General features: G+C 36.5%; 20 protein-coding genes. 8 read left to right on the top strand and 12 right to left on the bottom strand.

What is annotated here, in order from left to right:
* Position 1: 1 nt before the first annotated feature.
* Entirely contained in the window at positions 2-1,324 is a 1,323-nt protein-coding gene (locus FNN09_RS12405) for an amidohydrolase family protein (RefSeq protein WP_143302682.1), read from the bottom strand.
* Between the two features lie 728 nt (positions 1,325-2,052).
* Here FNN09_RS12405 and FNN09_RS12400 point away from each other — a divergent pair.
* The 3 genes from FNN09_RS12400 to FNN09_RS12390 are packed head-to-tail and all read left to right on the top strand — an operon-like array spanning position 2,053 to position 5,135.
* Positions 2,053-3,456: a tetratricopeptide repeat protein gene (locus FNN09_RS12400; RefSeq protein WP_143302681.1), complete on the top strand. Its 1,404-nt coding sequence runs from the start codon at positions 2,053-2,055 to the stop codon at positions 3,454-3,456.
* A gap of 22 nt (positions 3,457-3,478) precedes the next feature.
* Positions 3,479-4,390: a DUF368 domain-containing protein gene (locus FNN09_RS12395; protein WP_143302680.1), complete on the top strand. Its 912-nt coding sequence runs from the start codon at positions 3,479-3,481 to the stop codon at positions 4,388-4,390.
* 4 nt (positions 4,391-4,394) lie between these two features.
* A complete protein-coding gene (locus FNN09_RS12390) occupies positions 4,395-5,135 on the top strand; it encodes a shikimate dehydrogenase (protein ID WP_143302679.1) in 741 nt (246 codons plus the stop codon).
* Here FNN09_RS12390 and truA read toward each other — a convergent pair.
* A complete protein-coding gene (gene truA, locus FNN09_RS12385) occupies positions 5,132-5,911 on the bottom strand; it encodes a tRNA pseudouridine(38-40) synthase TruA (RefSeq protein WP_143302678.1) in 780 nt (259 codons plus the stop codon). The two genes, FNN09_RS12390 and truA, sit on opposite strands and share 4 nt — an antisense overlap.
* Positions 5,912-6,054: 143 nt before the next feature.
* Here truA and FNN09_RS12380 point away from each other — a divergent pair, with 143 nt between their 5' ends.
* From FNN09_RS12380 to FNN09_RS12370, 3 genes are read left to right on the top strand one after another with little or no spacing between them, the layout of a single operon-like run.
* Positions 6,055-6,495 (top strand): nuclear transport factor 2 family protein, encoded by a 441-nt coding sequence (locus FNN09_RS12380; RefSeq protein WP_143302677.1) that lies wholly within the window; start codon positions 6,055-6,057, stop codon positions 6,493-6,495.
* Between the two features lie 34 nt (positions 6,496-6,529).
* Complete coding sequence (locus FNN09_RS12375) at positions 6,530-7,147, top strand: protein-L-isoaspartate(D-aspartate) O-methyltransferase (protein WP_255434104.1); 618 nt, start codon at positions 6,530-6,532, stop codon at positions 7,145-7,147.
* A 58-nt stretch (positions 7,148-7,205) separates the two neighbouring features.
* Positions 7,206-7,748: a glutathione peroxidase gene (locus FNN09_RS12370; RefSeq protein ID WP_143302675.1), complete on the top strand. Its 543-nt coding sequence runs from the start codon at positions 7,206-7,208 to the stop codon at positions 7,746-7,748.
* A gap of 72 nt (positions 7,749-7,820) precedes the next feature.
* Here the strand turns inward: FNN09_RS12370 and FNN09_RS12365 are convergent, their stop codons facing one another.
* From FNN09_RS12365 to FNN09_RS12350, 4 genes are all read right to left on the bottom strand, one after another.
* On the bottom strand, positions 7,821-9,935 hold the full coding sequence (locus FNN09_RS12365) for a M3 family metallopeptidase (RefSeq protein ID WP_143302674.1): 2,115 nt from the start codon (positions 9,933-9,935) through the stop codon (positions 7,821-7,823).
* Between the two features lie 118 nt (positions 9,936-10,053).
* A complete protein-coding gene (dnaA, locus tag FNN09_RS12360) occupies positions 10,054-11,481 on the bottom strand; it encodes a chromosomal replication initiator protein DnaA (RefSeq protein ID WP_143302673.1) in 1,428 nt (475 codons plus the stop codon).
* 310 nt (positions 11,482-11,791) lie between these two features.
* Positions 11,792-13,030, bottom strand: coding sequence for an MlaD family protein (locus FNN09_RS12355; protein ID WP_143302672.1), 1,239 nt, complete (start codon positions 13,028-13,030; stop codon positions 11,792-11,794).
* A gap of 68 nt (positions 13,031-13,098) precedes the next feature.
* Positions 13,099-14,208: an N-acetylmuramoyl-L-alanine amidase gene (locus tag FNN09_RS12350; RefSeq protein WP_143302671.1), complete on the bottom strand. Its 1,110-nt coding sequence runs from the start codon at positions 14,206-14,208 to the stop codon at positions 13,099-13,101.
* A 140-nt stretch (positions 14,209-14,348) separates the two neighbouring features.
* Between FNN09_RS12350 and FNN09_RS12345 the strand changes: the two genes are divergently transcribed.
* The gene (locus FNN09_RS12345; RefSeq protein WP_143302670.1) at positions 14,349-17,081 is read left to right on the top strand and encodes a putative LPS assembly protein LptD; all 2,733 of its coding nucleotides are present in this window, start codon (positions 14,349-14,351) and stop codon (positions 17,079-17,081) included.
* Positions 17,082-17,116: 35 nt separating this feature from the next.
* Complete coding sequence (locus FNN09_RS12340; protein ID WP_143302669.1) at positions 17,117-17,494, top strand: RidA family protein; 378 nt, start codon at positions 17,117-17,119, stop codon at positions 17,492-17,494.
* A 149-nt stretch (positions 17,495-17,643) separates the two neighbouring features.
* Here the strand turns inward: FNN09_RS12340 and rplI are convergent, their stop codons facing one another.
* The 6 genes from rplI to FNN09_RS12310 form a co-directional block, all read right to left on the bottom strand.
* A complete protein-coding gene (gene rplI, locus FNN09_RS12335; protein ID WP_143302668.1) occupies positions 17,644-18,087 on the bottom strand; it encodes a 50S ribosomal protein L9 in 444 nt (147 codons plus the stop codon).
* 18 nt (positions 18,088-18,105) lie between these two features.
* Positions 18,106-18,375 carry a 30S ribosomal protein S18 gene (rpsR, locus tag FNN09_RS12330; protein WP_143302667.1) on the bottom strand — a complete coding sequence of 90 codons (270 nt, stop codon included), beginning with the start codon at positions 18,373-18,375 and terminating at the stop codon, positions 18,106-18,108.
* A gap of 3 nt (positions 18,376-18,378) precedes the next feature.
* On the bottom strand, positions 18,379-18,726 hold the full coding sequence (gene rpsF / locus FNN09_RS12325) for a 30S ribosomal protein S6 (protein WP_143302666.1): 348 nt from the start codon (positions 18,724-18,726) through the stop codon (positions 18,379-18,381).
* A 147-nt stretch (positions 18,727-18,873) separates the two neighbouring features.
* Positions 18,874-19,866 carry a dihydroorotate dehydrogenase-like protein gene (locus FNN09_RS12320; RefSeq protein ID WP_143302665.1) on the bottom strand — a complete coding sequence of 331 codons (993 nt, stop codon included), beginning with the start codon at positions 19,864-19,866 and terminating at the stop codon, positions 18,874-18,876.
* A 10-nt stretch (positions 19,867-19,876) separates the two neighbouring features.
* Complete coding sequence (gene gltA / locus FNN09_RS12315) at positions 19,877-21,361, bottom strand: NADPH-dependent glutamate synthase (protein WP_143302664.1); 1,485 nt, start codon at positions 21,359-21,361, stop codon at positions 19,877-19,879.
* Positions 21,362-21,370: 9 nt separating this feature from the next.
* The gene (locus tag FNN09_RS12310; RefSeq protein WP_143302663.1) at positions 21,371-22,201 is read right to left on the bottom strand and encodes a sulfide/dihydroorotate dehydrogenase-like FAD/NAD-binding protein; all 831 of its coding nucleotides are present in this window, start codon (positions 22,199-22,201) and stop codon (positions 21,371-21,373) included.
* Positions 22,202-22,392 lie beyond the last annotated feature (191 nt).

Below are 22,392 nucleotides of genomic sequence, written 5' to 3'. Positions count from 1 at the left end.
ATTATGAAAAGGGGCTTCGATATAAATAACGTGCATTTACGCCTTCTTCATTAAAACTTTCTCCATTATATACCATACGTCCTTTCACAAAACTAAACTCAACCCTACCTTTCAATGGAAAGACCTCCACTTTGTTACTAGGAGTACCAGACATATGGCAATACACATTTCGTTTAAAATCAGGATCCCAGACTACAATATCAGCATCACTACCTGCGATCATTGCACCTTTTTGAGGATACACACCCATCAATTTAGCTGTCCGGGCAGCAAACACATCAACCAATTTTGCAAATAACAATTCTCCATTTGTAACACCCAAAGTATATAAAACCGATAGCAAGTTTTTACGTAGAATATATTCATCTGGCCGATTATCAACCTGGCTATTGTCCCAAACCCCTTTGCTTGATAACTTAAGCAAAGGTCTTGATATCATAAAATTATCGAGTTGCAAACTTTGCCACACATCTGTTGCTGATAGGAGCCTTAATTTATTAGCCAATGGAAAACCAGAATATATTGAATTCGCATCAAGACCTAATACAGCAGAATCAGCTATGTGATAAGGAAACATGAGTTCTGCAAAAATATTATCCGCCATACTCTTATTAATAAGCTCCAGCTCCTCTTTGAAGTATATATTTAATAAACACACATTACACTTAACTTCATTTGCCAAATCTAATAAGGATTTAAAATCAATTAAGTGCTCACTAATTAGCATACCTGCTTTATGATATACACTATCAACTTGCTGGTAATCATCAAAACTTCTTTTTAAATCAATCAGAACCGTAGTTTGGTTTAAACCAGCCATTTTAAATAAATCCCTCACTTTATTTAAATCGCCCTTTTCAACAGGCCATTTCATATAAAAGGTAGATATTCCTTCATGAGCATAGCAATATTTTAGATCTTCAATATCAAGGCGCTTCCAATCATTAATACAAAGATGATAGCCATAATCCGTGATTAAGCCCTCTTGGTTACATTTCCGTTGCATTAATTCCGCCTCAAAAGAATAAGAATGAGGTTGTGGTAAAGGTGCTACAACGGATGAAGTACCACATAAAACTTGCGCCTGATTAAATCGTCTCCTAGCATTAGCATCCTGACCAATTAACTCATTAAAGAAAATATTGGTATCAATTGCGGCAGGCATTACAAACTTACCCAAGGCATCTATTACGGGCGTCTCAGACTCTGGCTTCTCAATATAATCACCAACTGCAATAATTTTTTCACTACCAATCAAAACATCTTTAGACAGCAACCGTCCATCCATTGCTACTTTTCCATTTTTGATTAGTACATAATCCATAACACCTCTTTTCCTATAAAGATAGCTAAAGAGCTAAGCAATTGCAAAACATACAAATACAGAACAGATACATATCTCAGTCCAGCTATTTAGGACTTCAACCTACACGCCATAACGTACAATTCCGAACACACTTTCAACTATATTCTATTCGTAATTAAATAAAACAGCATTAAAATAGACGAATGCACGCTATCGCACACTTTTCAATCCGATTACGTACACTTCCGAGGCCTTATATAGCACAAAAACAATTACATAACATTAAAATACAATACATTACACCCACTGGCACACCAATTGCTAAGATAAGCGAAGATTGTAACGACAATTGATATAATGCTAAATACATAATAGCAAAAGATTAAGATCGGCTTTGGTTTATTTGAAGTACTTCAACACACAAAAAAAGAAATGGCGATTTCTTTGTACAATATTTTGATGCAACACTCATTTCATCAAACACTTCATTTAAAAATCAGGCGATCGTCTGAAGAACTTTCACCGCACGGTTTCTAGTGTTTTGGCGATAAAGGTGTAATTTCTCTTCAGGCATAGAGGCTGTTACTCGACCCAAAGAGTTCAGCCTCTTTTTTTTTGACACCATACATCCACTTATAGAACTAGCACTCATTTAATTGTCGATAAACTTGTTAATAACAATTAGCTATATGCATTGGTGATACTAATAAAAGTAATATTTTTGTAACGCTAAAAGAAGATGATTTATGCAGGATTTCTTGCACGCAAGCCACGACGAGGCACTACAGGCGGTTGAAAGATTTGAGAAAATGGTTAGCACCGATAAGGTTGAATACTTTGATGTGCATCAGATAGAGAGCATTTACGATTATTATTTAGATAAGAGCAACATAAAACAAGCTGAGAAAATCCTTTCTGTTGGATTATCGCAACACCCCAATGCTAGCAGCTTGCAAGTAAAACAAGCCATTTTAATCGCTGACCATGGCGACATAGATGTTGCTCATAAAATGTTGCTTTCAATCATTCCGATTGAATCAACCAATGTGGATGCTTTTATGAGTCTTGGCTGGATAATGCTACAGAAAAACAACTACAAACAAGCTATAAGCTATTTCAACAAGGCAGTAGATATCTCCTTTGAAGATAAAAATGACATCTTGTTAGAAATTACCTATAACCTCAATCAATATGAATTATATCTGGAGTCAATTATTTTTTTAGAGCGACTTCTAGAAAATGTACCAGATCATGAAAATGCACTATTCGAATACGCCTTTTCGCTGGATAAAATTTTAGAATACGAAAAGAGCATTAAAGCTTACCAAAAACTATTAAACATCAATCCATTTTCTGAGAATGGATGGTACAATTTGGGAATAATTTACAATAAACTAGGTAACTTTTTAGAAGCAAACAAAGCCTATGACTTTACCCTTGCGATAAACCCTCAACACGAAGAAGCGTACTTTAACAAAGGAAACAGCTTAGTACAATCGGGCTGTTTTAAAGAAGCCATTGAAGCCTACATTGAACACACCACAATGTGTCGCGACGCCTACTTAACCTACCAATACATTGCAGATTGCTGGGAGCAATTGAAAAACTTTGATATGGCTATACGTTTTTATCAACTAGTGATAAAAATGAAACCCAAACAAGGAGATGCATGGTATGGCATGGGCACAACATTAATGGAAACTGAAAATTACCAATCGGGCTTACAAGCAATTGATCAAGCCATAACAATTAATCCATTAAATGCAGACTATTGGTTTGCGCATGCCCGTGGTCTTTTTGAATTAGATAAAGCCGAAGATGCAAGCCGAAGTTTAGAAAACGGATTAAACCTTGATCCACATGAGCTAACTGGATGGTTTGAGTTATTAAAACTTAAAATGATACTCAATAAGGAGTTTCCGATATCAGCTTATATTAATGAACTTTGTGAACAATATGGACATGTTGCTGCAGTACATTACCTATCTGCTGTTGCTTATTATCATTACTTGGAAAATAAAACTGAGGGAATAAAAGCATTTAAAGTAGCTTTTGAATTAGATCCTGATTGCGTTCAAGATGTATCAAATGATTATCCTGAAATAGTGAGCAACGAAGAAATTTTGCAGATCATAAATTCAAAACAATAAAAGACTCCCAAAAACAAAATACATGAACAAATCAATTACAGCATTTTTAAAAATTACTATAAAAGGAGCTGCAATGGGTGCCGCTAATGTTATCCCTGGCGTATCTGGTGGCACAATTGCCTTAATAACTGGAGTGTTTGAGCGATTAATAAATTCAATAAAATCGTTTAATGGCAAAGCACTTAGCCTTCTCTCGAGAGGACGCTTTAAAGAATTAGCTCAACACATCGACCTGTATTTTCTTATAGCATTATTTTCAGGTGTTGGTGTTGCTATTATAAGCCTTGCACGATTATTCAAGTATTTATTTGAAAGTTATCCTATTTACATTTGGGCATATTTTTTTGGATTAGTATTGGCATCGGTATATTTCGTTGGCAAAACAGTTAAGCAATGGTCAGCAGCGAGCATCATTAGCCTAATTGCTGGAACAGGCATAGCCATTTCAATGTCAATACTTACACCTGCCAGCCAAAACGACTCATTCCTGTATTTGATTCTTTGTGGAGTTGTTGCCATGTGCAGCATGATTCTACCAGGCTTATCAGGCTCGTTTGTACTTATATTGTTGGGTAATTATCAATTAGTTATGATTGATGCCATCAACAATCTTTCAATCGAAATATTATTACCAGTTATTATTGGTGCTGCCGTTGGATTAATTGCCTTTTCACACTTTTTATCGTGGTTATTAAAAAAATACCATAATCAAACAATTGCTTTATTAACAGGATTCATTGCAGGATCACTTGGTATTCTTTGGCCATGGAAAAACCCTATCACTGAACAGTTTGGAGAGAAAGTAAAAACAGTTGGATTTGATTACTATCAACCTCATTTTGATTCTGAGTTTTATTTTGCAGTACTTTTCATTATTTTAGGCATAGCAAGCATTACAATAACAGAACTTTTAGCAAAACAAAAAGACCGATAACAGCATGAGAACATTTGGTTTAATAGGATATCCCTTAGCACAATCTTTTTCTCAAAAGTATTTCACTCAAAAATTTAACAATGAGCACATTGATGCTCGTTACTTAAATTTTGAAATTCAGAATATTAACGAAGTACCCGAATTACTAAGCCACCATGCTTACATAGCTGGAATTAGCATTACAATACCGCACAAAGAAAGTGTTTTTCAATATTTGAACGAACTCGATGATTCAGCAAAAGAGATAGGCGCTTGCAACTGCATTAAAGTAAAATGGGATAATAAGCAACCAACACTCATTGGATATAACACCGATTACATTGGCTTTAGCAATTCAATACGTCCACTCATAAAAAAGCATCATACCAAAGCATTAATATTAGGTACAGGAGGGGCAGCCAAAGCCGTTGCTTATGCTTTTAAATGTATGAATATAGAATATAAGTATGTATCGAGGACTAAAGCACAGAACAACCTGAGCTACAACGAACTGAATGATGAAATACTAAAGGAGTACTCCATTCTGGTAAACACTACACCACTAGGGATGTACCCAAACACCAATGCATGTCCAGATATCCCTTATCAGTTGCTTAATAAAGAACACCTGCTTTACGATCTAACCTACAATCCAGATATAACTCTTTTTATGCAAAAAGGAATCGATCAAGGAGCAGTTGCCAAAAATGGCCTTGAAATGCTTCACTTACAAGCTGAAGCAGCTTGGGATATTTGGAATCACTAATGAATGAGAATGGACTTTTTATCCATTGGAATGAACATACTTCCAGGATATTCAATATCAACTAAAAATAAAGCCTGAGCAGGAACAGAAGTTCCTGCAGCACCTCTATCCTTTTTCTCAATCACATCCCCGAATTGATCAATTGTTATTTTCCCACGCCCAACCTCTAGAAGAGTGCCTACGATGGCACGGACCATATTTCGCAGAAAACGATCAGCTTTAATGATAAAAACAGCACCGTCAGCCTGCTTTTCCCATTGAGCGTACATTATTTTACAATCGTTAGTTTTATTATCGGTATGCAACTTACTAAAACTCGTAAAATCCTTGTACTCAAACAACACTCTAGCCGCCTCATTCATTTTATCTATATCAACACGATAAAACGGACGATAACTAAATTCGTGTAAAAATGGATTTTTCTCTGTTTTTAAATAATAATGATAGGTACGAGAAATCGCACCAAAACGGCTATGCGACTCTATTTCAACACCCTTAATCGAAAAGATCGCAATATCGTTTCCAACGATCCTGTTAAGTTTGAAAGCTATCTTATCTAAGTAATGCAACTCTACTTCACTATCAAAATGCGCAACAAAATAGGAAGCATGTACACCAGTATCGGTTCGCCCACAGCCAACCACATTAATACTTTGCCGTAAGGCTTTACACAAAGCATCATTCAACACCTCTTGAACTGATATAGCATTTGGTTGAATTTGCCAACCATGAAATTGCCTACCACAATAAGCCATTTCTATAAAATACCTAAACATATTTAATGAAGATTTACCACAAAAGTAAACAAATTCAACACAACAAAAACAAATTGATTTAGCTGTTGACAGCAGATAAGGGAAAGACTAACTTGATAGTATAGCACCTTAGAAATACTTTACTAACCAAAATATATTTCACCATGAAAACATTTAGCAATTTCAAAGCAAATAAAGACATCAAACCCATCAAAGATGTTTTGGACACATTAGTAATAGCCCAAGAGTCGGGAGATATAAATGCATTTTCAAAATGTTTTTACAAAGGGAATAACATAACCAATATTGGAACCGACATTGACGAAATATGGCATGATTGGGAAAGTTTTTATTCATCTATAAAACCTGCACTTTCAAGCAATTCAAACTACACAATTGCAACAAAAGATACTCATATTAATTTGAGCAAAAACAAGGATGTCGCTTGGTACTACCAACTACTGGATACTTCAATTGAAACCAAAGGCGAACAACAAAGGCTAGAGGGATTTAGACACACTGGCGTACTGGAAAAAATCAATAATAGCTGGCAAATTGTACAAAGCCACGTTTCATTACCTGATAATAATTTTAGGCAGGCTTAAAAACAAGCTTCACAATGAATCGCAACACTCGGGCATGATAAATGAGATGGTAATAACACAATTAACAAAAAGAGGCATTCAAGACCAGAAGATACTTGATGCCATGAGTCGTGTGCCTCGCCATTTATTTGTGCCCAGTACCGTTAAGGAGTTTGCATACGAAGACAGGCCTTTACCCATCGGTTATGAACAAACAATTTCGCAACCCTACATAGTTGCTTACATGACGGAAAAACTGAACCTCAATAGGCAAAAAAAGGTCCTTGAAATTGGAACAGGTTCAGGTTATCAGACAGCCATTTTAGCTGAATTATCAAAATTTGTGTATACCATCGAAATTATTCATGCCCTCTCTCGAAGAGCTAAAAAAACACTCCGCTCATTAGAATACAAAAACATCAAATTTAAAACGGGAGATGGGAATTTAGGATGGAAAGAACACGGACCATACGATGCCATCATAATCACGGCCTCACCCAAAACTCTGCCAAACACATTTCTGTCACAACTTAGCAACAATGGCCAATTAATCGTCCCTATCCACAAAAACAATCATCAGATATTGGCGCTTTACACGAAGACAAAAAATGAAATAACTCGGGAAGAATTAATCCACGTTCGCTTTGTACCACTCATCACTAAAACAGTTTAAACAAAACACATTAAATGCTGTTAGAAAAGTATATTTATACACCAAATTAATAATTTGTATGAAATTGAGATTTTCTTTTATTACCATGCTTTGCCTGTTTATTACAAGTGCGAGCGCACAAAATTCTTTCTACGACTTTGACATTGAGACAATCGACGGTAAAGACTTCAACCTTAACGAACTTAAAGGCAAAAAAGTAATGGTTGTTAATGTGGCCAGTAAATGCGGACTAACTCCTCAATACGAACAATTACAAGAAATATATGAAATGTACGGTGGAGATGACTTTGTTATCATTGGCTTCCCAGCGAATAACTTCATGAGTCAGGAACCTGGCACAAATGCAGAAATAAAGACCTTTTGCACAAAAAACTACGGAGTTACTTTTCCGATAATGAGCAAAATATCGGTTAAAGGAGATGACATCCACCCACTTTACAAATGGTTAACAACCAAATCACTTAACAATCTCAGTGACAACACTGTAAAATGGAATTTTCAAAAGTATCTAATTAACGAAAATGGCCAACTAGAAAAGGTTATTTCGCCCAAAACCAAACCAAATGACGAGGAAATAATCAACTGGATTAATAAATCGTAAAAACCCTATTTACAAACGAAATAAAAAAGGCCGATGATAACTCATCGACCTTTTACAATTTCAATATAAAACTTAGTTCAATCCTCTCTTATTCAATAATGGTTCTAGCGATGGCTCTTGCCCTCTAAATTTACCATACTGAACCATGCCCTCATCATCACCACATTCAGACAAGCAATGCTGACGAAACTTCTGTGCCAAATCTTTATTAAAGATATCTCCACTTTGCTTAAAAGCCTCGAAAGCATCAGAATCTAAAACTGCTGCCCAAATATATACATAGTATCCAGCAGCATAATAGTCACTACTAAAAATATGGCTAAAATAAGTTGTGCGATATCTAGGGATGATCTCTTTAATCAAACCAATATCAGTCATAGCTTCTGCCTCAAAAGCCTCTGTATCGTTAATCACTTCGCCAGCTGTTAAACCATGCCATTTTAAATCCAATAGTGAAGCGGCCAAATATTCAACTGTTACAAAACCCTGATTAAAATGACCACTTCGCTGCAATTTCTCTATTAGAACATCAGGAATCACCTCGCCTGTTTTATAATGACGAGCATAATTACGCATTACATCAGGTTCAGCCGCCCAGTTTTCCATAATTTGAGATGGTAACTCCACGTAATCCTGTGGAACAACACCTGCTGTACGTTTGTATTCTCCATTTGTAAAAAGTGCATGAAGAGCATGGCCAAACTCATGAAATAGCGTACTAACTTCGTCGAAGTTTAATAATGCTGGCATATCGCCAGCTGGCTTTGTAAAATTACAAACAACCGATACTAAAGGCGCCACTTTCTCTCCATCAATAGTTAAAGCATTACGAAAACTCGTTTGCCATGCACCAGGACTCTTACTCGACCTTGGATGATAGTCAAGGTAAAGCAAACCAATGTACTTACCATCAGCCTCATTAACTTCAAAAACCTCTACATCAGTATGGTAAAGCTGCACATTATTAACCTTAGTGAAAGAAATTCCATATAACTCTTTAGCAACCCAAAACATACCATCACGCACATTTTCTAACTGAAAATATGGCGTTATTTCCGACTCATCCAGGTCATATTTGTCTTTTCTTAGCTTTTCGGCATAATACCACCAATCCCATGATTGAAGTTCAAAATTTCCGCCCTCACGATCAATTATCGATTGCATCTCTTTCAACTCCTGCTTGGCAACTTTCAAAGCCGGATTCCAAAGCTTCAATAAGAAATCATTAACATTGTCAGCAGTTTTAGCCATATTGACATCTATCGCATAGTCAGCATGTGTTTCAAAACCCAATAATTTAACACGCTCACTGCGAATCATTGCCATTTTTCGAGCTATTTCCTTATTATCAAATTCATTACCATTATTCCCTCTCATGAAATAGCCCTTATAGATCTTTTCACGAAGATCCCTGTTATCGGCATATTGTAAAAAAGGAATTAAACTCGGTTTTTGTAAAGTAAAAACCCATTTACCTTCTAATCCATTAGCGCTTGCTACCTCAGCAGCACCTGCAATTACCCCATCAGGCAATCCTGCTAAATCAGATTCATTATCCACCACCAACTGAAAATTTTTATTGGTTTCAGCTAATTGATTCTCACTAAATTTCAATTGTAGCATCGATAATTCTTCATTGTATTTTTTAAGAAGTTCTTGATCAGCCCCCTGCAATTCAGCTCCATTTCTAACAAAATCGTTATAATACTTTTCAGTAACACGTTTTTGAGAAGCCGTTAAACCTAAGGCTTCCATTTGGTCATAAACAGACTTTACACGACTAAACAGCTGCATATTCATCGAAATATTATCCGAATGCTTCGTAAGAAGAGGCGTAACATCGCGCGCAATAGCTTGAATTTGGTCACTATTATCGGCACTTTGAATATTAAAGAACACTGAACTAACCTTATTCAACAACTTTCCTGAACGATCGTAGGATAGAATTGTGTTATTAAAATTAGCTGCTTCTTTATTTTTAACGATGCTTTCAATTTCTTGCTCCTGCTCTTTCATCCCTTTTTCAAAAGCTGGCATATAATGTTCCACTTTTATAAGCTCGAAAGGAGGTGTTTGATAAGGCGTATTGTACTCAGAGAAGAAAGGATTCATACTTTCTGTACTTTTAGTTTGACAAGAACTTGCCAGCACAATAATCGCTAACAAGCCACAAAATAATTGTTTCATAACTTTTGTTTTGATTGGATATATTTGTTTGAAATCATATTTAAGATGCTCTCAAAAATATAAAAAAAAGACACCCAAAAATTGGATGTCTTTATGCTATAGAAAATAAAAATGTTATTTAAGATTTCAGCTGTGCTTCAATCTCTTTTATTTGACCTTTAAAATCCTTATCCGTTTCAATTAAATTATTAATCGCCTTACAAGCGTGCAACACTGTAGCATGGTCTTTTTTACCAATTTTAGCACCAATGGTTGATAAAGACGAATTAGTTAGTCCCTTACTAAAAAACATGGCTATTTGTCTCGCCTGAACAATTTCACGTTTACGAGTTTTTGATTGCAGAATATCTAAGTCAAGACCAAAATAATCACAAACCGTTTGCGAGATAGAATCAATAGATACTTCCTTACTCGTTTTCTTTACCAGCTTATCAATTATTTGCTTGGCAGTATCAAAGGTTATTTCCTTTTTATTTAATGTGGCTTGAGCCAATAAAGAAATCAATGCTCCTTCTAATTCTCGTACATTATTCACGACATTACTCGCAATATAATACACCACCTCTTCAGGTACAGTTAAACCATCCTTGTATATCTTTTTATTCAGAATTGATACACGCGTTTCAAAATCTGGTATTTGAAGATCAGCTGCTAACCCCCACTTAAAACGTGATAATAAGCGATCTTCCAGCCCTTGTAATTCAACAGGTGCCTTATCACTTGTTAGAATCAATTGCTTCCCAGACTGATGCAAATGGTTAAAAATATGGAAAAATGTATTTTGTGTTTTTGTTTTTCCTGCAAATTCGTGAACATCATCAATAATCAACACATCAATCATCTGATAAAAATTCAGAAAATCGTTTTGCGAATTATTTCGCACTGAATCAGTAAATTGCGTTTGAAACTTATTGGCATTTACATACAACACGGTTTTTTCAGGCATGTTTCTTTTGACCTCAATACCAATCGACTGAGCCAAATGCGTTTTACCTAAACCAGAGTTACCGTATAAAAACAACGGGTTAAAGGCCGTTTTACCAGGATTTTTCGCAACCGCTAAACTAGCACTTCTTGCTAAACGGTTACACTCTCCCTCAACAAAATTGTCAAAATTATAATCGCCATTTAATTGAGGATCGACACTCAAACGTTTAATTCCAGGAATAATAAATGGATTTCTAATGTCAGGCTTTTCTTGCTGCGAAACACTTACCGGACGATTACGTAAATCCGTTTTATTGCTCGTTGGAAAATTAAGCGTGTACGGCTGTTGGTTAGCAACATGGGCATTATCCATTACAACATTGTACTCTAACTTAGCTTCTCCTCCTAATTCTTTACGAAGTGTTTTACTTAAGAGGTCTATGTACTGTTCCTCCAAATACTCATAAAAGAAAAGACTTGGAACCTGAATAGTCAAAACGTCCTTTTCAATTTTTACTGGAACAATTGGTTCAAACCAAGTTTGGTAGCTAATTTGAGGTATGTTATCCTTTATAACACCTAAACAATTACCCCAAATTTTATTGTAATCGACTTCCATTCTTTTGCTTTCCTTTAATATTATGTTTGCTAACTACTATAAATGCGAAAACAAAAATTGTGAAAAAAAAAATGAAAAAAAAACTTAAAAAGACTTGACATTATAATAAAAACGATTTGATATCTAGAAATCAAGCATTTAAAAATAATCACACTAAAACCCTATGAATCAACACACTATAACTTTCGGACAACTTTCAGTCAACAGCGCAAAACCACTGTAATTAAACGTTTTGAGACAAAATAGAGTTAGAGCGATAAAAAAAGCAAAAAAAATATCTCCTCTTATTTATTAACAGTATGCATAATATTTACTTTTGCTTTTTCAGAGCTTTTTTAAGACTAATAGGCACCCCATTTTCCAATGCAACAACCTTAGATTCGTCATAAATTTCTTTAACTTCATCTAATATTTCCATCGCTTCGTCAAAATCAGATACTTGACCTAGTGAATAAATATATGTGGATTTTCGATAATCTTCATAGACCTTATACTTACCATTAAGTACTTCTTTACCAAATTCTTCAGCCTGTTTTGATTCCTTAATTACAACTTCATAAACAATGCCACCGACTCCATACGCATTTTCACTAACAACCACTTTCTTACCCATATTAACAGCTGAAAATGAGACATAACGCTTTGGATTATGACGAAAATCGATTAGTAAGCGATTAAGGTTATCGCTCACATCATTTAATGAATGATAGAGCTCTTCATTGGTCATAAACTGCCCCATCGAACCTTTACCTGCATTAATACTATCCATTAAAGCATTCGCACTCCCAAGGGCCAATTTTAGTTGCTGAACTGTTTCGTCGATTTGAGAATCTTCCAGTTGCTGAGAAAATGAAGCCAAATTGGAGAATGTGGTATCAATATGAGGTTTTTGCGCCGTCATCATAGCAAGTATGGAGTCTGTGCGCTGTAGCATCATTGAAACTTCACCATCTTTCTCTAGCTTATTTGCCAAATTGCGACTTATGGATTCAAAATGATGAAGTGATCGATCTAAATTACGCATACTTGATTTGAAGCGTCCTTTTTCTTCACTAAATAACACTCCTATATTAGTTAATACAGTATCCAACTTTACAATTAACCGCTCAGTCTTATCTTTTAATGGCAAAACCTCCATACTCATTTTATCGGCCAAATCACCCATAACCGAAGTATTCATGGTATCACCAACTGCTAACAAAACATCACTATTTCCTTTTATAAACTGCACTCCTTTTGAACCCATTAGATCCAGGCTATAAATTTGAGCTTTAGAGTTAGCAGGTATATTTATTTCATCAAACAAGGCAAATGTTACCAAAAAACGATTTGGTTCGCTAGGATGAAACTCTATATCACGCACCGATCCAATTTTAAAACCTCTGAAGAATACAGGGCTCGCTTTGGTTAAGCCGTCAATTCGATCATAAACACCGTAATAAGAAGTTCCCACTTCTAATATGTTTCGACCCTTTAAAAAGTTAAAACCCCAAATTAATATCAGGAAAGCAACAAATACAGTTATTCCTACTTTGATTTCTTTCTTCATTATTAGCTAATTGGTTAAATTGACTAGCAACAGTATGCAAATTAGTAAAAATGCAAGCAAAGCAAAAGCTATTGCTGCTGTCTTTGAAAATTACGGGCTTCAGATACAGATATTTTTGAGTCGCCTTTAAAAGCCACAATAAAGGCATCTGCAATTTTATCCTTTACACTATTTAATGACGAAACGATAGTTTGATAGTCGGAACTACACGAAGTTGTATACTTATAATATCCTCCATCTTTATACATCCAGATATCATCAAACTTTTTATAAACGTTTGCTCCTTGCTTTATAGCCTTTTTTGAAGAAGCAATTTGAATACGGTATTGAACCAAGTTTTCCTCTCTTTCCAGTGCTAACTTAGCAATATCTTCCATCTTACTCTTGGAATCAAACTCTTCCTTGTAATCCCTTACGGCTCTATATAAAGCAGAGGCCAAATATGTTTGACCATCTTTGGATGCTAGAAACTTTTCCTCAGCCTGATTCGTTAAAAATCCAAGTTCTACCAGGACACTTGGCATGGTTGCCTTTCTAAGAACTAGAAAACCAGCTTGCTTTACACCTCTATCGCGTCTTCCAACACGATTTTTAAATTGAGATTGTAGAATAGAAGCCATATATATACTTTGATCAATATGGATATTTTGCATCAATTCAAAAATAATGTACGACTCTGCCAAATTAGGATCAAAACCCTCATAGTTTGTTGTGTAATCTTCTTCGAGCACAATCACAGAGTTTTCCATTTTAGCCACCTCTAAGTTCTCTTTTGTTCGGTGCAAACCTAAAACAAAAGTTTCAGCTCCATGAATTTTTGAAGTTGATATGGCATTCGCATGGATGGAAATAAATAAATCCGCTTTGTTTTCATTGGCAATCTCAGCCCTTTTATTTAACGGTATGAAGACATCGCTTGTTCGTGTATAAACAACTTTCACATCAGGCATATTCTTTTCAATATAGCTTCCCAACTGCAAAGCCACATTTAAAACGATATCTTTTTCTTTAGATATTTTACCAACTGCTCCTGGATCTTTTCCTCCATGTCCTGCATCAATAACAACGGTTTTAAAACGCATTGCCTCTTGAGCTAAAACATCCGAGTTGTTAAAAAGTAATAAAACGCCGATTAATAGGATAAACCCAAGACGTGTCTTTAATGAATAAATTGTCATACTTTTACTTTGTATTACAGTTCAAAAATAGGAAAATTATACACACATAAAAAAAGCAATTCATTGGCATATTTTTAGACACGACAGCAGTTGTGCGTATTTTTTAATTATTTTTGTGGACGCTTGAAAAAAATACCACTTTGACACTTACACAATCTAAAGCATACAACGCGCTCAAAATAATTGTTTTAACGATATTTATTTGGAGTCTCACAATATTTTCTTCCATTGTACAGGGCCAAAATACCATACAGGCTACTCAGGAAGTATCGCAGGAAATTGCAATTGATAGCACTCAGGCACAAACAGGTTCATTCATGATTGATGCTGAAGTAAGCTATAAAGCAACGGACTCAATTAACTCTACCCTTTACCCTGAAAAGAAAATGTTTCTTTATGGCAATGCAGAAGTGAGTTATCAAGACGTACTACTAAAGGCTCATACCATTATTTTAGACATGGATAGCAGCACCGCACTTGCCTATGGAACTGTGGATTCAACAGGTACTGAAATTGGACTCCCAGTGTTTACCGATCCTAGCGGAGAATACACTATGCGCAGGATGAAATATAATTTCAAAACTGAAAAAGCAATAATAGAGCACATTGTTACCGAACAAGGAGAAGGGTTTGTGGTAGGAAGCAAAGCAAAAAAGATTGAAGATGACTCATATTGCATGAGACACGCCAAATACACTACATGCGATAACCACGATCACCCTCACTTTTACCTTAACCTAACCAAAGCAAAAGTTATTCCTGGTAAAAAAACCATTACAGGCCCCGCTTATTTAGTTGTTGAAGATGTAAAGCTCCCTATTGCCATACCATTTGCCATGATACCCTCTACCAGTTCTTATAGTTCTGGTTTCTTATTTCCATCATACAGAGATGAGCAAATACGTGGCTTTGGTTTAACCGAAGGTGGGTATTACTGGGCAGCTAATGATTATTTTGATTTCACCGTTAAAGGAGATATTTTCACCAACGGCTCTTGGGCAATTAGAACAGGTACGAACTATAAGAATCGATATAAATACAGTGGACGATTTAACTTTCAATACCTCGTTAATATTTATAGTGAAAAAGATTTACCAGACTATAGTAAAACAAAAGACATGGCTATAAACTGGACCCATCGCCAAGATCCAAAGGCCAACCCTTATCAAACTTTTTCGGCGAGCGTTAATTTTTCTACCAGTTCTTTTGACCAGAACAACATTAATAACTTATATAACCCAGCTAATAACGACATCTCTACCAATACAAAACGCTCTAGTATTTCGTACAGTAAACGATGGGCTGGCAAACCTTACAACTTTTCAGCGAGTTTATTACACTCGCAAAACAGTAGAGATACGACGATTGATTTGACTGTTCCTGATTTAACATTCACAGTTAACCGCTTCTATCCGTTTAAAAAGAAAAATAAAGTTGGCACAAAAGAGAATATGTTTGAAAAGATCAGCCTTTCATATACGGGTAATCTTAAAAACTATGTACACGCTAAAGAGTCTGATTTAGGAATAGATGGCGAAAGCTTAATTTCGCAATGGAAAAATGGTGCTAAACACAGCATTCCGGTAGCAATGAACCTAAAGTTCTTAAAACACTTTACAGTAACACCCTCTTTCAACTATACCGAGCGCTGGTACCTGAACAAGATTGAACAAGGGTACGACGAAGAAACCAATTCAATTGTAAATACAGATACTATAACTGGCTTTAACCGAGTTTACGACTACAGCCTTAGTGCAGGAACATCAACAAAAATATATACCTTTTTTAAGCCTTGGCGCAAGCTATTTGGCGATAAAGTAGATGCAATCCGCCACGTGGCAACCCCTTCTGTTTCGATGTCGTACAGGCCTGACTTTGGAGATGACCGATACGGCTATTACGATTGGTTTGAATATTATGATGAGGAAAGAGATGAAGTTATCCGACACGACTATTCATACTACGAAGGTTCATTATATGGTACTCCCGGGAGTGGAAAGTCTGGTTCAATGAGCATGAGCTTAGGCAACACGCTCGAAATGAAAGTTAAAAGCGATAAAGACACCACAGGATTTAAAAAACTCAAAATAATTGAAAGTTTAAACTTCAGCACGAGCTACAACTTCTTAGCTGATTCGTTAAACTGGCAACCAGTTAACATGACTGGGCGTACGAAGTTATTTGGAACCAATGTGAATTTTGGCGCTCGCTTTGACCCATATGCAATTGACACCACTAGCACTGGTCAGCCAATAAGAGTTAACGAGAGTGTTTTTGCTCAACAAGGCAAGTTACTAAGATTAGAGAGTGCAAACCTAAGCTTTGGTTTAAATTTTGGTTCTGACACCTTTAAGAAAAAAGATAAAAAAAGCAATACCGACCCTAATGATATAGAAGAAGATCCTAACGCTTTACCACCCGATCCTATGGGTGAGCAACAGTTTGATCCTCAGGCAGCATTCGAAGGCAGCAATGCTCATTTTGAAATGGGAGATGACGGCTATGCAAAGTTTGAAATCCCCTGGAACATTTCTCTTAACTACTCATTCAGACTTAATAGGGGAGAATTCAATAAAGAGAAGATGGACTACGACTTTAAGGTCACATCGGACATTAACCTAAACGGTAATTTATCTTTAACACCCAAATGGCGAATAAATTTTGCCTCGGGTTATAGTTTTGACAGGCAAGAAATTGCTCATACAAACATAGGTATTAGCCGAGATTTACACTGTTGGAGTATGAATTTTAACCTCGTTCCTGTTGGTCGGTACAAATCCTACTTTTTTACCATACGCGTTAATTCAAGCATGCTACAAGACTTAAAGTACGAAAAACGCAACCACCCTCGTGACAACGATAGTTTTTATTAACACATATAATTAATCCTTTAAACAAGCTAATTAAGATGAAAAAAGTAATTTCAACAACTAAGGCACCAGGTGCAATTGGTCCATACAGTCAGGCTATCGAAGTTAATGGCACATTATACATATCAGGACAGGTACCTGTTGACCCAGCAATAGGTAAAGTTGTAGAAGGTGGTATTACAGAGCAAACTGAGCAGGTAATGAAAAACATTGCTGCCATTCTCGAAGAAGCAGGTTATACCTTTGCTAATGTTGTTAAATCAACATGTTTATTAAGCGACATGAGTAATTTTGCTGCTATGAATGAAGTCTATGGCTCTTATTACAAAGAGAATCCTCCAGCAAGAGCTGCATTTGCAGTTAAAGAACTTCCATTAAGTGTAATGGTAGAGATTGAGACTATCGCCGTTAAGTAAGCGACGACACATAAAACCAACTCCTACATTTACATGTGGGAGTTTTTTTGCGCCTAAATTTAGGGTACTAAAAAACCACCATGTCCCCATGGTGGTTTATGTCTGTTTGAAAAATGTTTTTTATAATCTATCCGAGATTAATAAAATTGTTATTCGGCAACCACCTCAATTGAGATGTCAACCTTAACTTCACGGTGTAACTTCACAGTTGCATTGTAAGTACCTAATTCTTTTGCATCTTCTTTCATAGAGATGTTTTTGCGTTCAACGCTAAAACCAGCTTTAGTTAAAGATTCTGCAATTTGAATAGTATTTACTGAACCGAAAATCTTACCTGTGGTTGAAGCCTTAGCACCGATAGTAAATGACTTACCTTCAAGTGTCTTAGCGACTTCAAGAGCTTCATTCTTGATTTTCTCTTCTTTATGAGCTCTCTGACGCAAGTTTTCTGCGTGTACTTTCTTGGCTGAAGGAGTTGCTAAAATAGCAAGTCCCTGAGGGATCAAAAAGTTACGTCCGTAACCATTCTTTACCGTCACTATGTCATTCTTATGGCCAAGATTCTGAATATCTTCTCTTAAAATAATTTCCATCGTAAATCCTCCTTTTTCTTATTTCATCAAATCGGTTACGTATGGCAACAAGGCCAAATGACGTGCACGCTTAACTGCTTGCGAAACTTTTCTTTGATACTTCAAAGATGTACCAGTTAAACGACGAGGTAAAATTTTACCTTGCTCATTTAAAAATTTCTTTAAGAACTCAGGATCTTTGTAATCGATATACTTGATCTTGTTCTTTTTGAAACGACAGTACTTCTTTTTCTTAATCTCTACTGATGGAGGAGTAAGATACCTGATTTCTGATTGATTCTGTGCCATGGTCTAGTTCTCCTTTTTTTCTTTTTTAGTTGATCTTCTTTTCTCTGCGTATGCCATTGCATACTTGTCTAATCTAAATGACAAGAAACGTAGAACTCGCTCATCACGACGGAATGCCGTTTCGAACTTAGTAATAAAGTCACCATTAGCTTCGAATTCGAACAACTGGTAAAAACCTGTTGACTTCTTTTGAATTGGGTAAGCAAGCTTACGCAGTCCCCAATTTTCTTCATTTACCATTTTTCCTCCAGCCTCAACAATCAAGCCTTTGAATTTTTCGACCGCTTCCTTCATCTGAACATCAGACAAAACGGGAGTTAAAATGAAAACGGTTTCATAACGATTTAACATATCTTCCTAATTTTAGAAGGTTTAAATAATCAGGGCGCAAAGATAGAAATAAAAAAGTAAGAAACAAAGAGGAAATAAGTGATTAGCTTTTAGCTAATAGCCTGTAGTATTCCTTTACCTATTAACTAAAAACCAATAACGCTTATATTAATGTTTATGACCTGAGAAATAACGCATAAACTGAACTCTTTCAAACACTTCGGGGTTAGATGATTTACCTTGACTTAATCGACCTTTAAAATCGTTAATTCCAGTAAAACTCCTACGCTCCATCCATGCCTGCAACTCACTCAGCATCGCACCAATCACTTCTGGACCTTCTTTATATATTGCTGATACAACCTCCACAGAAGCTGCACCAGCCATTAACATTTTTACCAAAGAACGATAATCCTGAACTCCTGTTGAGGCAACTAAGTCACAACCAGCGTCAGCCGATGAAATTGAAATCCACCTTAAAGAATTAACGTAATCATCGGCACTGGAATACACCTTACCGGTAATCACTTGATCATTCTCAATATCGTAATCTACAGAAGTAAATCTATTGAACAATACCAATCCATCAACACCACTATGGGATAAACGGTTAATAACACTTCCTAAGTTTGTAAAATAGGGTGCTAACTTTATTCCAACAGGTATACTTAAGCAGTCCTTAACTTTACGAACGATATCGAAATACACTTTCTCAAGTTCTGCTGCATCATCTTTTATGCCAAAGGGTAACTTAAAAATATTCAACTCGATAGCGTCTGCCCCAGCCGATTCTATTTTATTGGCGAATGAAACCCACTCGCTACTACTTGAACAGTTGATGCTTGCTATAATCGGAATATCAACCGATTCTTTGGCTTCTTTAATTAAAGAAACGTAATTTTCAAGCACCTCATTCTTCACCTGATAATCATAGTAGTCATAGAACTCCAGGTTGTTTTCATCGGCTCCTAATTGTTGCCCAATTGTTTGCTCTGCTTCTGCCTTAATTTCCTCTTCAAAAACTGATTTTAAAACAATAGCTGCAGCTCCAGCACTGGCAAGCTTTTTAATTCCTCCTATAGTTGCTGCCAATCCAGAACTCCCAACAACTATTGGGTTTTTAATAGGTAATCCTAAGTATGTTGTTTCTAAGTTTTGCATGATATAGGGTTTATACGTTTTGTTTATCCTGTAAGTACTTGTGCATTGCGGCAGCTGCATTACGCCCATCTCCCATAGCTAAAATCACAGTAGCACCACCCCGCACAATATCTCCACCAGCAAACATTTCGGGAATTGAAGTTTGCAATTTCTCTTCATCAACAACAATAGTACCCCATTTCGTAGTCTCCAATTGAGGCAAAGAACTCGGAATTAATGGATTTGGCGAAACACCAACACTTACCACAACGGTATCCACATCAATATCATATTCTGAACCCTCAAGAACAACCGGACGTCGTCGCCCGGATGCATCTGGCTCACCCAATTCCATCTTCTGAACACGCATTTTACTCACACGACCTGTTTCATCAGCAAAATACTCGGTTGGGTTTGTCAGGTTTAAAAACTCAATGCCCTCTTCCAAGGCATGCTTTACTTCTTCCACTCTCGCAGGCATTTCTTCCATCGAGCGTCGATAAACAATCATCGCCCTTTCAGCACCTAAACGTTTGGCTGTTCGAACAGAATCCATAGCAGTGTTACCACCACCAATAACTGCTACATTTTTACCACTAACAATAGGCGTATCTGTTTTAGGGTTGGCAGCATCCATTAAGTTCACACGCGTTAAATACTCGTTCGAACTAAGAATTCCTATGTAATTTTCACCAGGTATATTCATAAAACGTGGTAAACCAGCTCCACTTGCCGTAAAGAAACCTTCAAACCCCTCTTCTTTTAAGTCTTCCATGGTAGCAGTACGTCCAACAATAAAATTGTTTTCAAACTTCACTCCCATTTTCTCCAGGTTATTGATTTCTACATCAACGATACTGTTTGGTAAACGAAACTCAGGAATACCGTATTTTAATACACCGCCAATTTCATGTAAGGCTTCAAAAATAGTTACATCATAACCTGCCTTAGCCATATCTCCAGCAAATGCCAAACCAGCAGGACCACTGCCAATCACAGCTATCTTCACACCATTAGCCGCTGCAACCTCTGGCACTGATATTTGCCCAGACTCTCGTTCATAGTCCGCTGCAAAACGCTCTAAGTGACCAATAGCAACAGGCTCTTTCTTCATTTTCAACTGGTAAAAACATTGCGCCTCGCATTGCTTTTCCTGCGGACAAACACGACCACAAACCGCTGGTAATGTACTGGTTTCTTTCAGCACTTGAGCAGCTTGCAATACGTCGCCTTGTTCAATTCGCTTAATGAATTTAGGGATATTGATTTCCACAGGACAACCTGATATACAAGTTGGATCTGGACAATCCAAGCAACGGCGAGCTTCGGCCATTGCCTCTTCCTCAGTCAAGCCTGTATTAACTTCAACATTTGATAGAATGCGTTTTTTTGCATCTACCTCGCCCATATGTACGCGAGTTAATGCAGTACGCTCTTTATTTTTTAGCAGTTTGCGAATATCAACTCGCCACGCCTGCTCTCTTTCTTCTTTTAAAAATTCTTTAGTAACAGCCATAACTACTATTTATTTGTCTTTGTTATTTAGATAATCCTGTTCAGCGTTTTTCTCAATTTCTTTATAACCATTCAAACGCAATAGCATCTCATCAAAATCAACTTGATGAGCATCAAATTCAGGACCATCAACACAAACAAATTTAGTTTTACCACCAACAGTAATACGGCAGGCGCCACACATACCTGTTCCATCAACCATAATTGTATTTAAGCTGGCAACAGTAGGCACATTGTACTCTTTAGTTGTTAAGGATGCAAACTTCATCATGATAGCAGGGCCAATCACAACTGATTGATCTACTTTTTCACGCTCCATCACCATCTTCATACCGTCAGTAACCAGACCTTTCTCTCCATACGAACCATCATCAGTCATAACGATTACTTCATCGGAATATTTAGCAATTTGCTCTTCTAGAATAATTAAATCTTTAGTGCGTGCGGCCAGAATTGTTACCACTCTATTTCCCGCCTTTTTTAAGGCTTCAACAATAGGAAGCAAAGGTGCAACCCCTACTCCACCGCCACAAGCTAGCACAGTACCCACATTCTCTATATGTGTTGCTTCACCTAAGGGACCAACCAAATCGGTTAATTCATCACCAACCTCTAATTCGGTAATGCGGCGCGACGAAACGCCTACACGTTGGATAACTAAGGTAATGGTTCCTCTTTCTGGGTTAGCAGCGGCAATTGTTAATGGAATACGCTCACCGGTATCACCGATTTTAACTATTACAAAATGCCCGGCTCTACGAGCCTTTGCAATACGTGGAGCATCTATTTCCAGACGAACGACATTTTCTGAAAAAAACTCCTTTTCAATAATTCTGTTCATTATAACAAACAATTATTTAGTTATAGTTCCTGCGACTAAACGGTATATTTAGCTTACGAAGCTAATTTATGCATTAGAATTTTCAAAGGTAAATATAGATGAAGATAATCCTTGAAATAATGACATTAGTTATCCATTAATTATTTACAAAGATTCTAAATTAGTTTAACACCTACTTCAAACAACACGAT

The organism is Carboxylicivirga sp. M1479 (assembly GCF_007097485.1).
Taxonomy (GTDB): domain Bacteria; phylum Bacteroidota; class Bacteroidia; order Bacteroidales; family Marinilabiliaceae; genus Carboxylicivirga.
The sequence above is the reverse complement of the archived record's forward strand: the minus strand, read 5'-3'. Positions and strand labels throughout refer to the sequence as shown.

Bases quoted from the DNA above. Each gene is read 5' to 3' on its own strand.
- rpsR (WP_143302667.1), bottom strand. From the start codon at position 18,375: ATGGCACAGAATCAATCAGAAATCAGGTATCTTACTCCTCCATCAGTA.
- dnaA (WP_143302673.1), bottom strand. From the start codon at position 11,481: ATGGAAGTCGATTACAATAAAATTTGGGGTAATTGTTTAGGTGTTATA.
- FNN09_RS12390 (WP_143302679.1), top strand. From the start codon at position 4,395: ATGAGAACATTTGGTTTAATAGGATATCCCTTAGCACAATCTTTTTCT.
- FNN09_RS12400 (WP_143302681.1), top strand. From the start codon at position 2,053: ATGCAGGATTTCTTGCACGCAAGCCACGACGAGGCACTACAGGCGGTT.
- FNN09_RS12370 (WP_143302675.1), top strand. From the start codon at position 7,206: ATGAAATTGAGATTTTCTTTTATTACCATGCTTTGCCTGTTTATTACA.
- FNN09_RS12375 (WP_255434104.1), top strand. From the start codon at position 6,530: ATGATAAATGAGATGGTAATAACACAATTAACAAAAAGAGGCATTCAA.
- FNN09_RS12365 (WP_143302674.1), bottom strand. From the start codon at position 9,935: ATGAAACAATTATTTTGTGGCTTGTTAGCGATTATTGTGCTGGCAAGT.
- gltA (WP_143302664.1), bottom strand. From the start codon at position 21,361: ATGGCTGTTACTAAAGAATTTTTAAAAGAAGAAAGAGAGCAGGCGTGG.
- FNN09_RS12355 (WP_143302672.1), bottom strand. From the start codon at position 13,030: ATGAAGAAAGAAATCAAAGTAGGAATAACTGTATTTGTTGCTTTCCTG.
- FNN09_RS12340 (WP_143302669.1), top strand. From the start codon at position 17,117: ATGAAAAAAGTAATTTCAACAACTAAGGCACCAGGTGCAATTGGTCCA.
- FNN09_RS12320 (WP_143302665.1), bottom strand. From the start codon at position 19,866: ATGCAAAACTTAGAAACAACATACTTAGGATTACCTATTAAAAACCCA.
- FNN09_RS12395 (WP_143302680.1), top strand. From the start codon at position 3,479: ATGAACAAATCAATTACAGCATTTTTAAAAATTACTATAAAAGGAGCT.
- FNN09_RS12380 (WP_143302677.1), top strand. From the start codon at position 6,055: ATGAAAACATTTAGCAATTTCAAAGCAAATAAAGACATCAAACCCATC.
- truA (WP_143302678.1), bottom strand. From the start codon at position 5,911: ATGTTTAGGTATTTTATAGAAATGGCTTATTGTGGTAGGCAATTTCAT.
- FNN09_RS12310 (WP_143302663.1), bottom strand. From the start codon at position 22,201: ATGAACAGAATTATTGAAAAGGAGTTTTTTTCAGAAAATGTCGTTCGT.
- FNN09_RS12405 (WP_143302682.1), bottom strand. From the start codon at position 1,324: ATGGATTATGTACTAATCAAAAATGGAAAAGTAGCAATGGATGGACGG.
- rplI (WP_143302668.1), bottom strand. From the start codon at position 18,087: ATGGAAATTATTTTAAGAGAAGATATTCAGAATCTTGGCCATAAGAAT.
- rpsF (WP_143302666.1), bottom strand. From the start codon at position 18,726: ATGTTAAATCGTTATGAAACCGTTTTCATTTTAACTCCCGTTTTGTCT.
- FNN09_RS12350 (WP_143302671.1), bottom strand. From the start codon at position 14,208: ATGACAATTTATTCATTAAAGACACGTCTTGGGTTTATCCTATTAATC.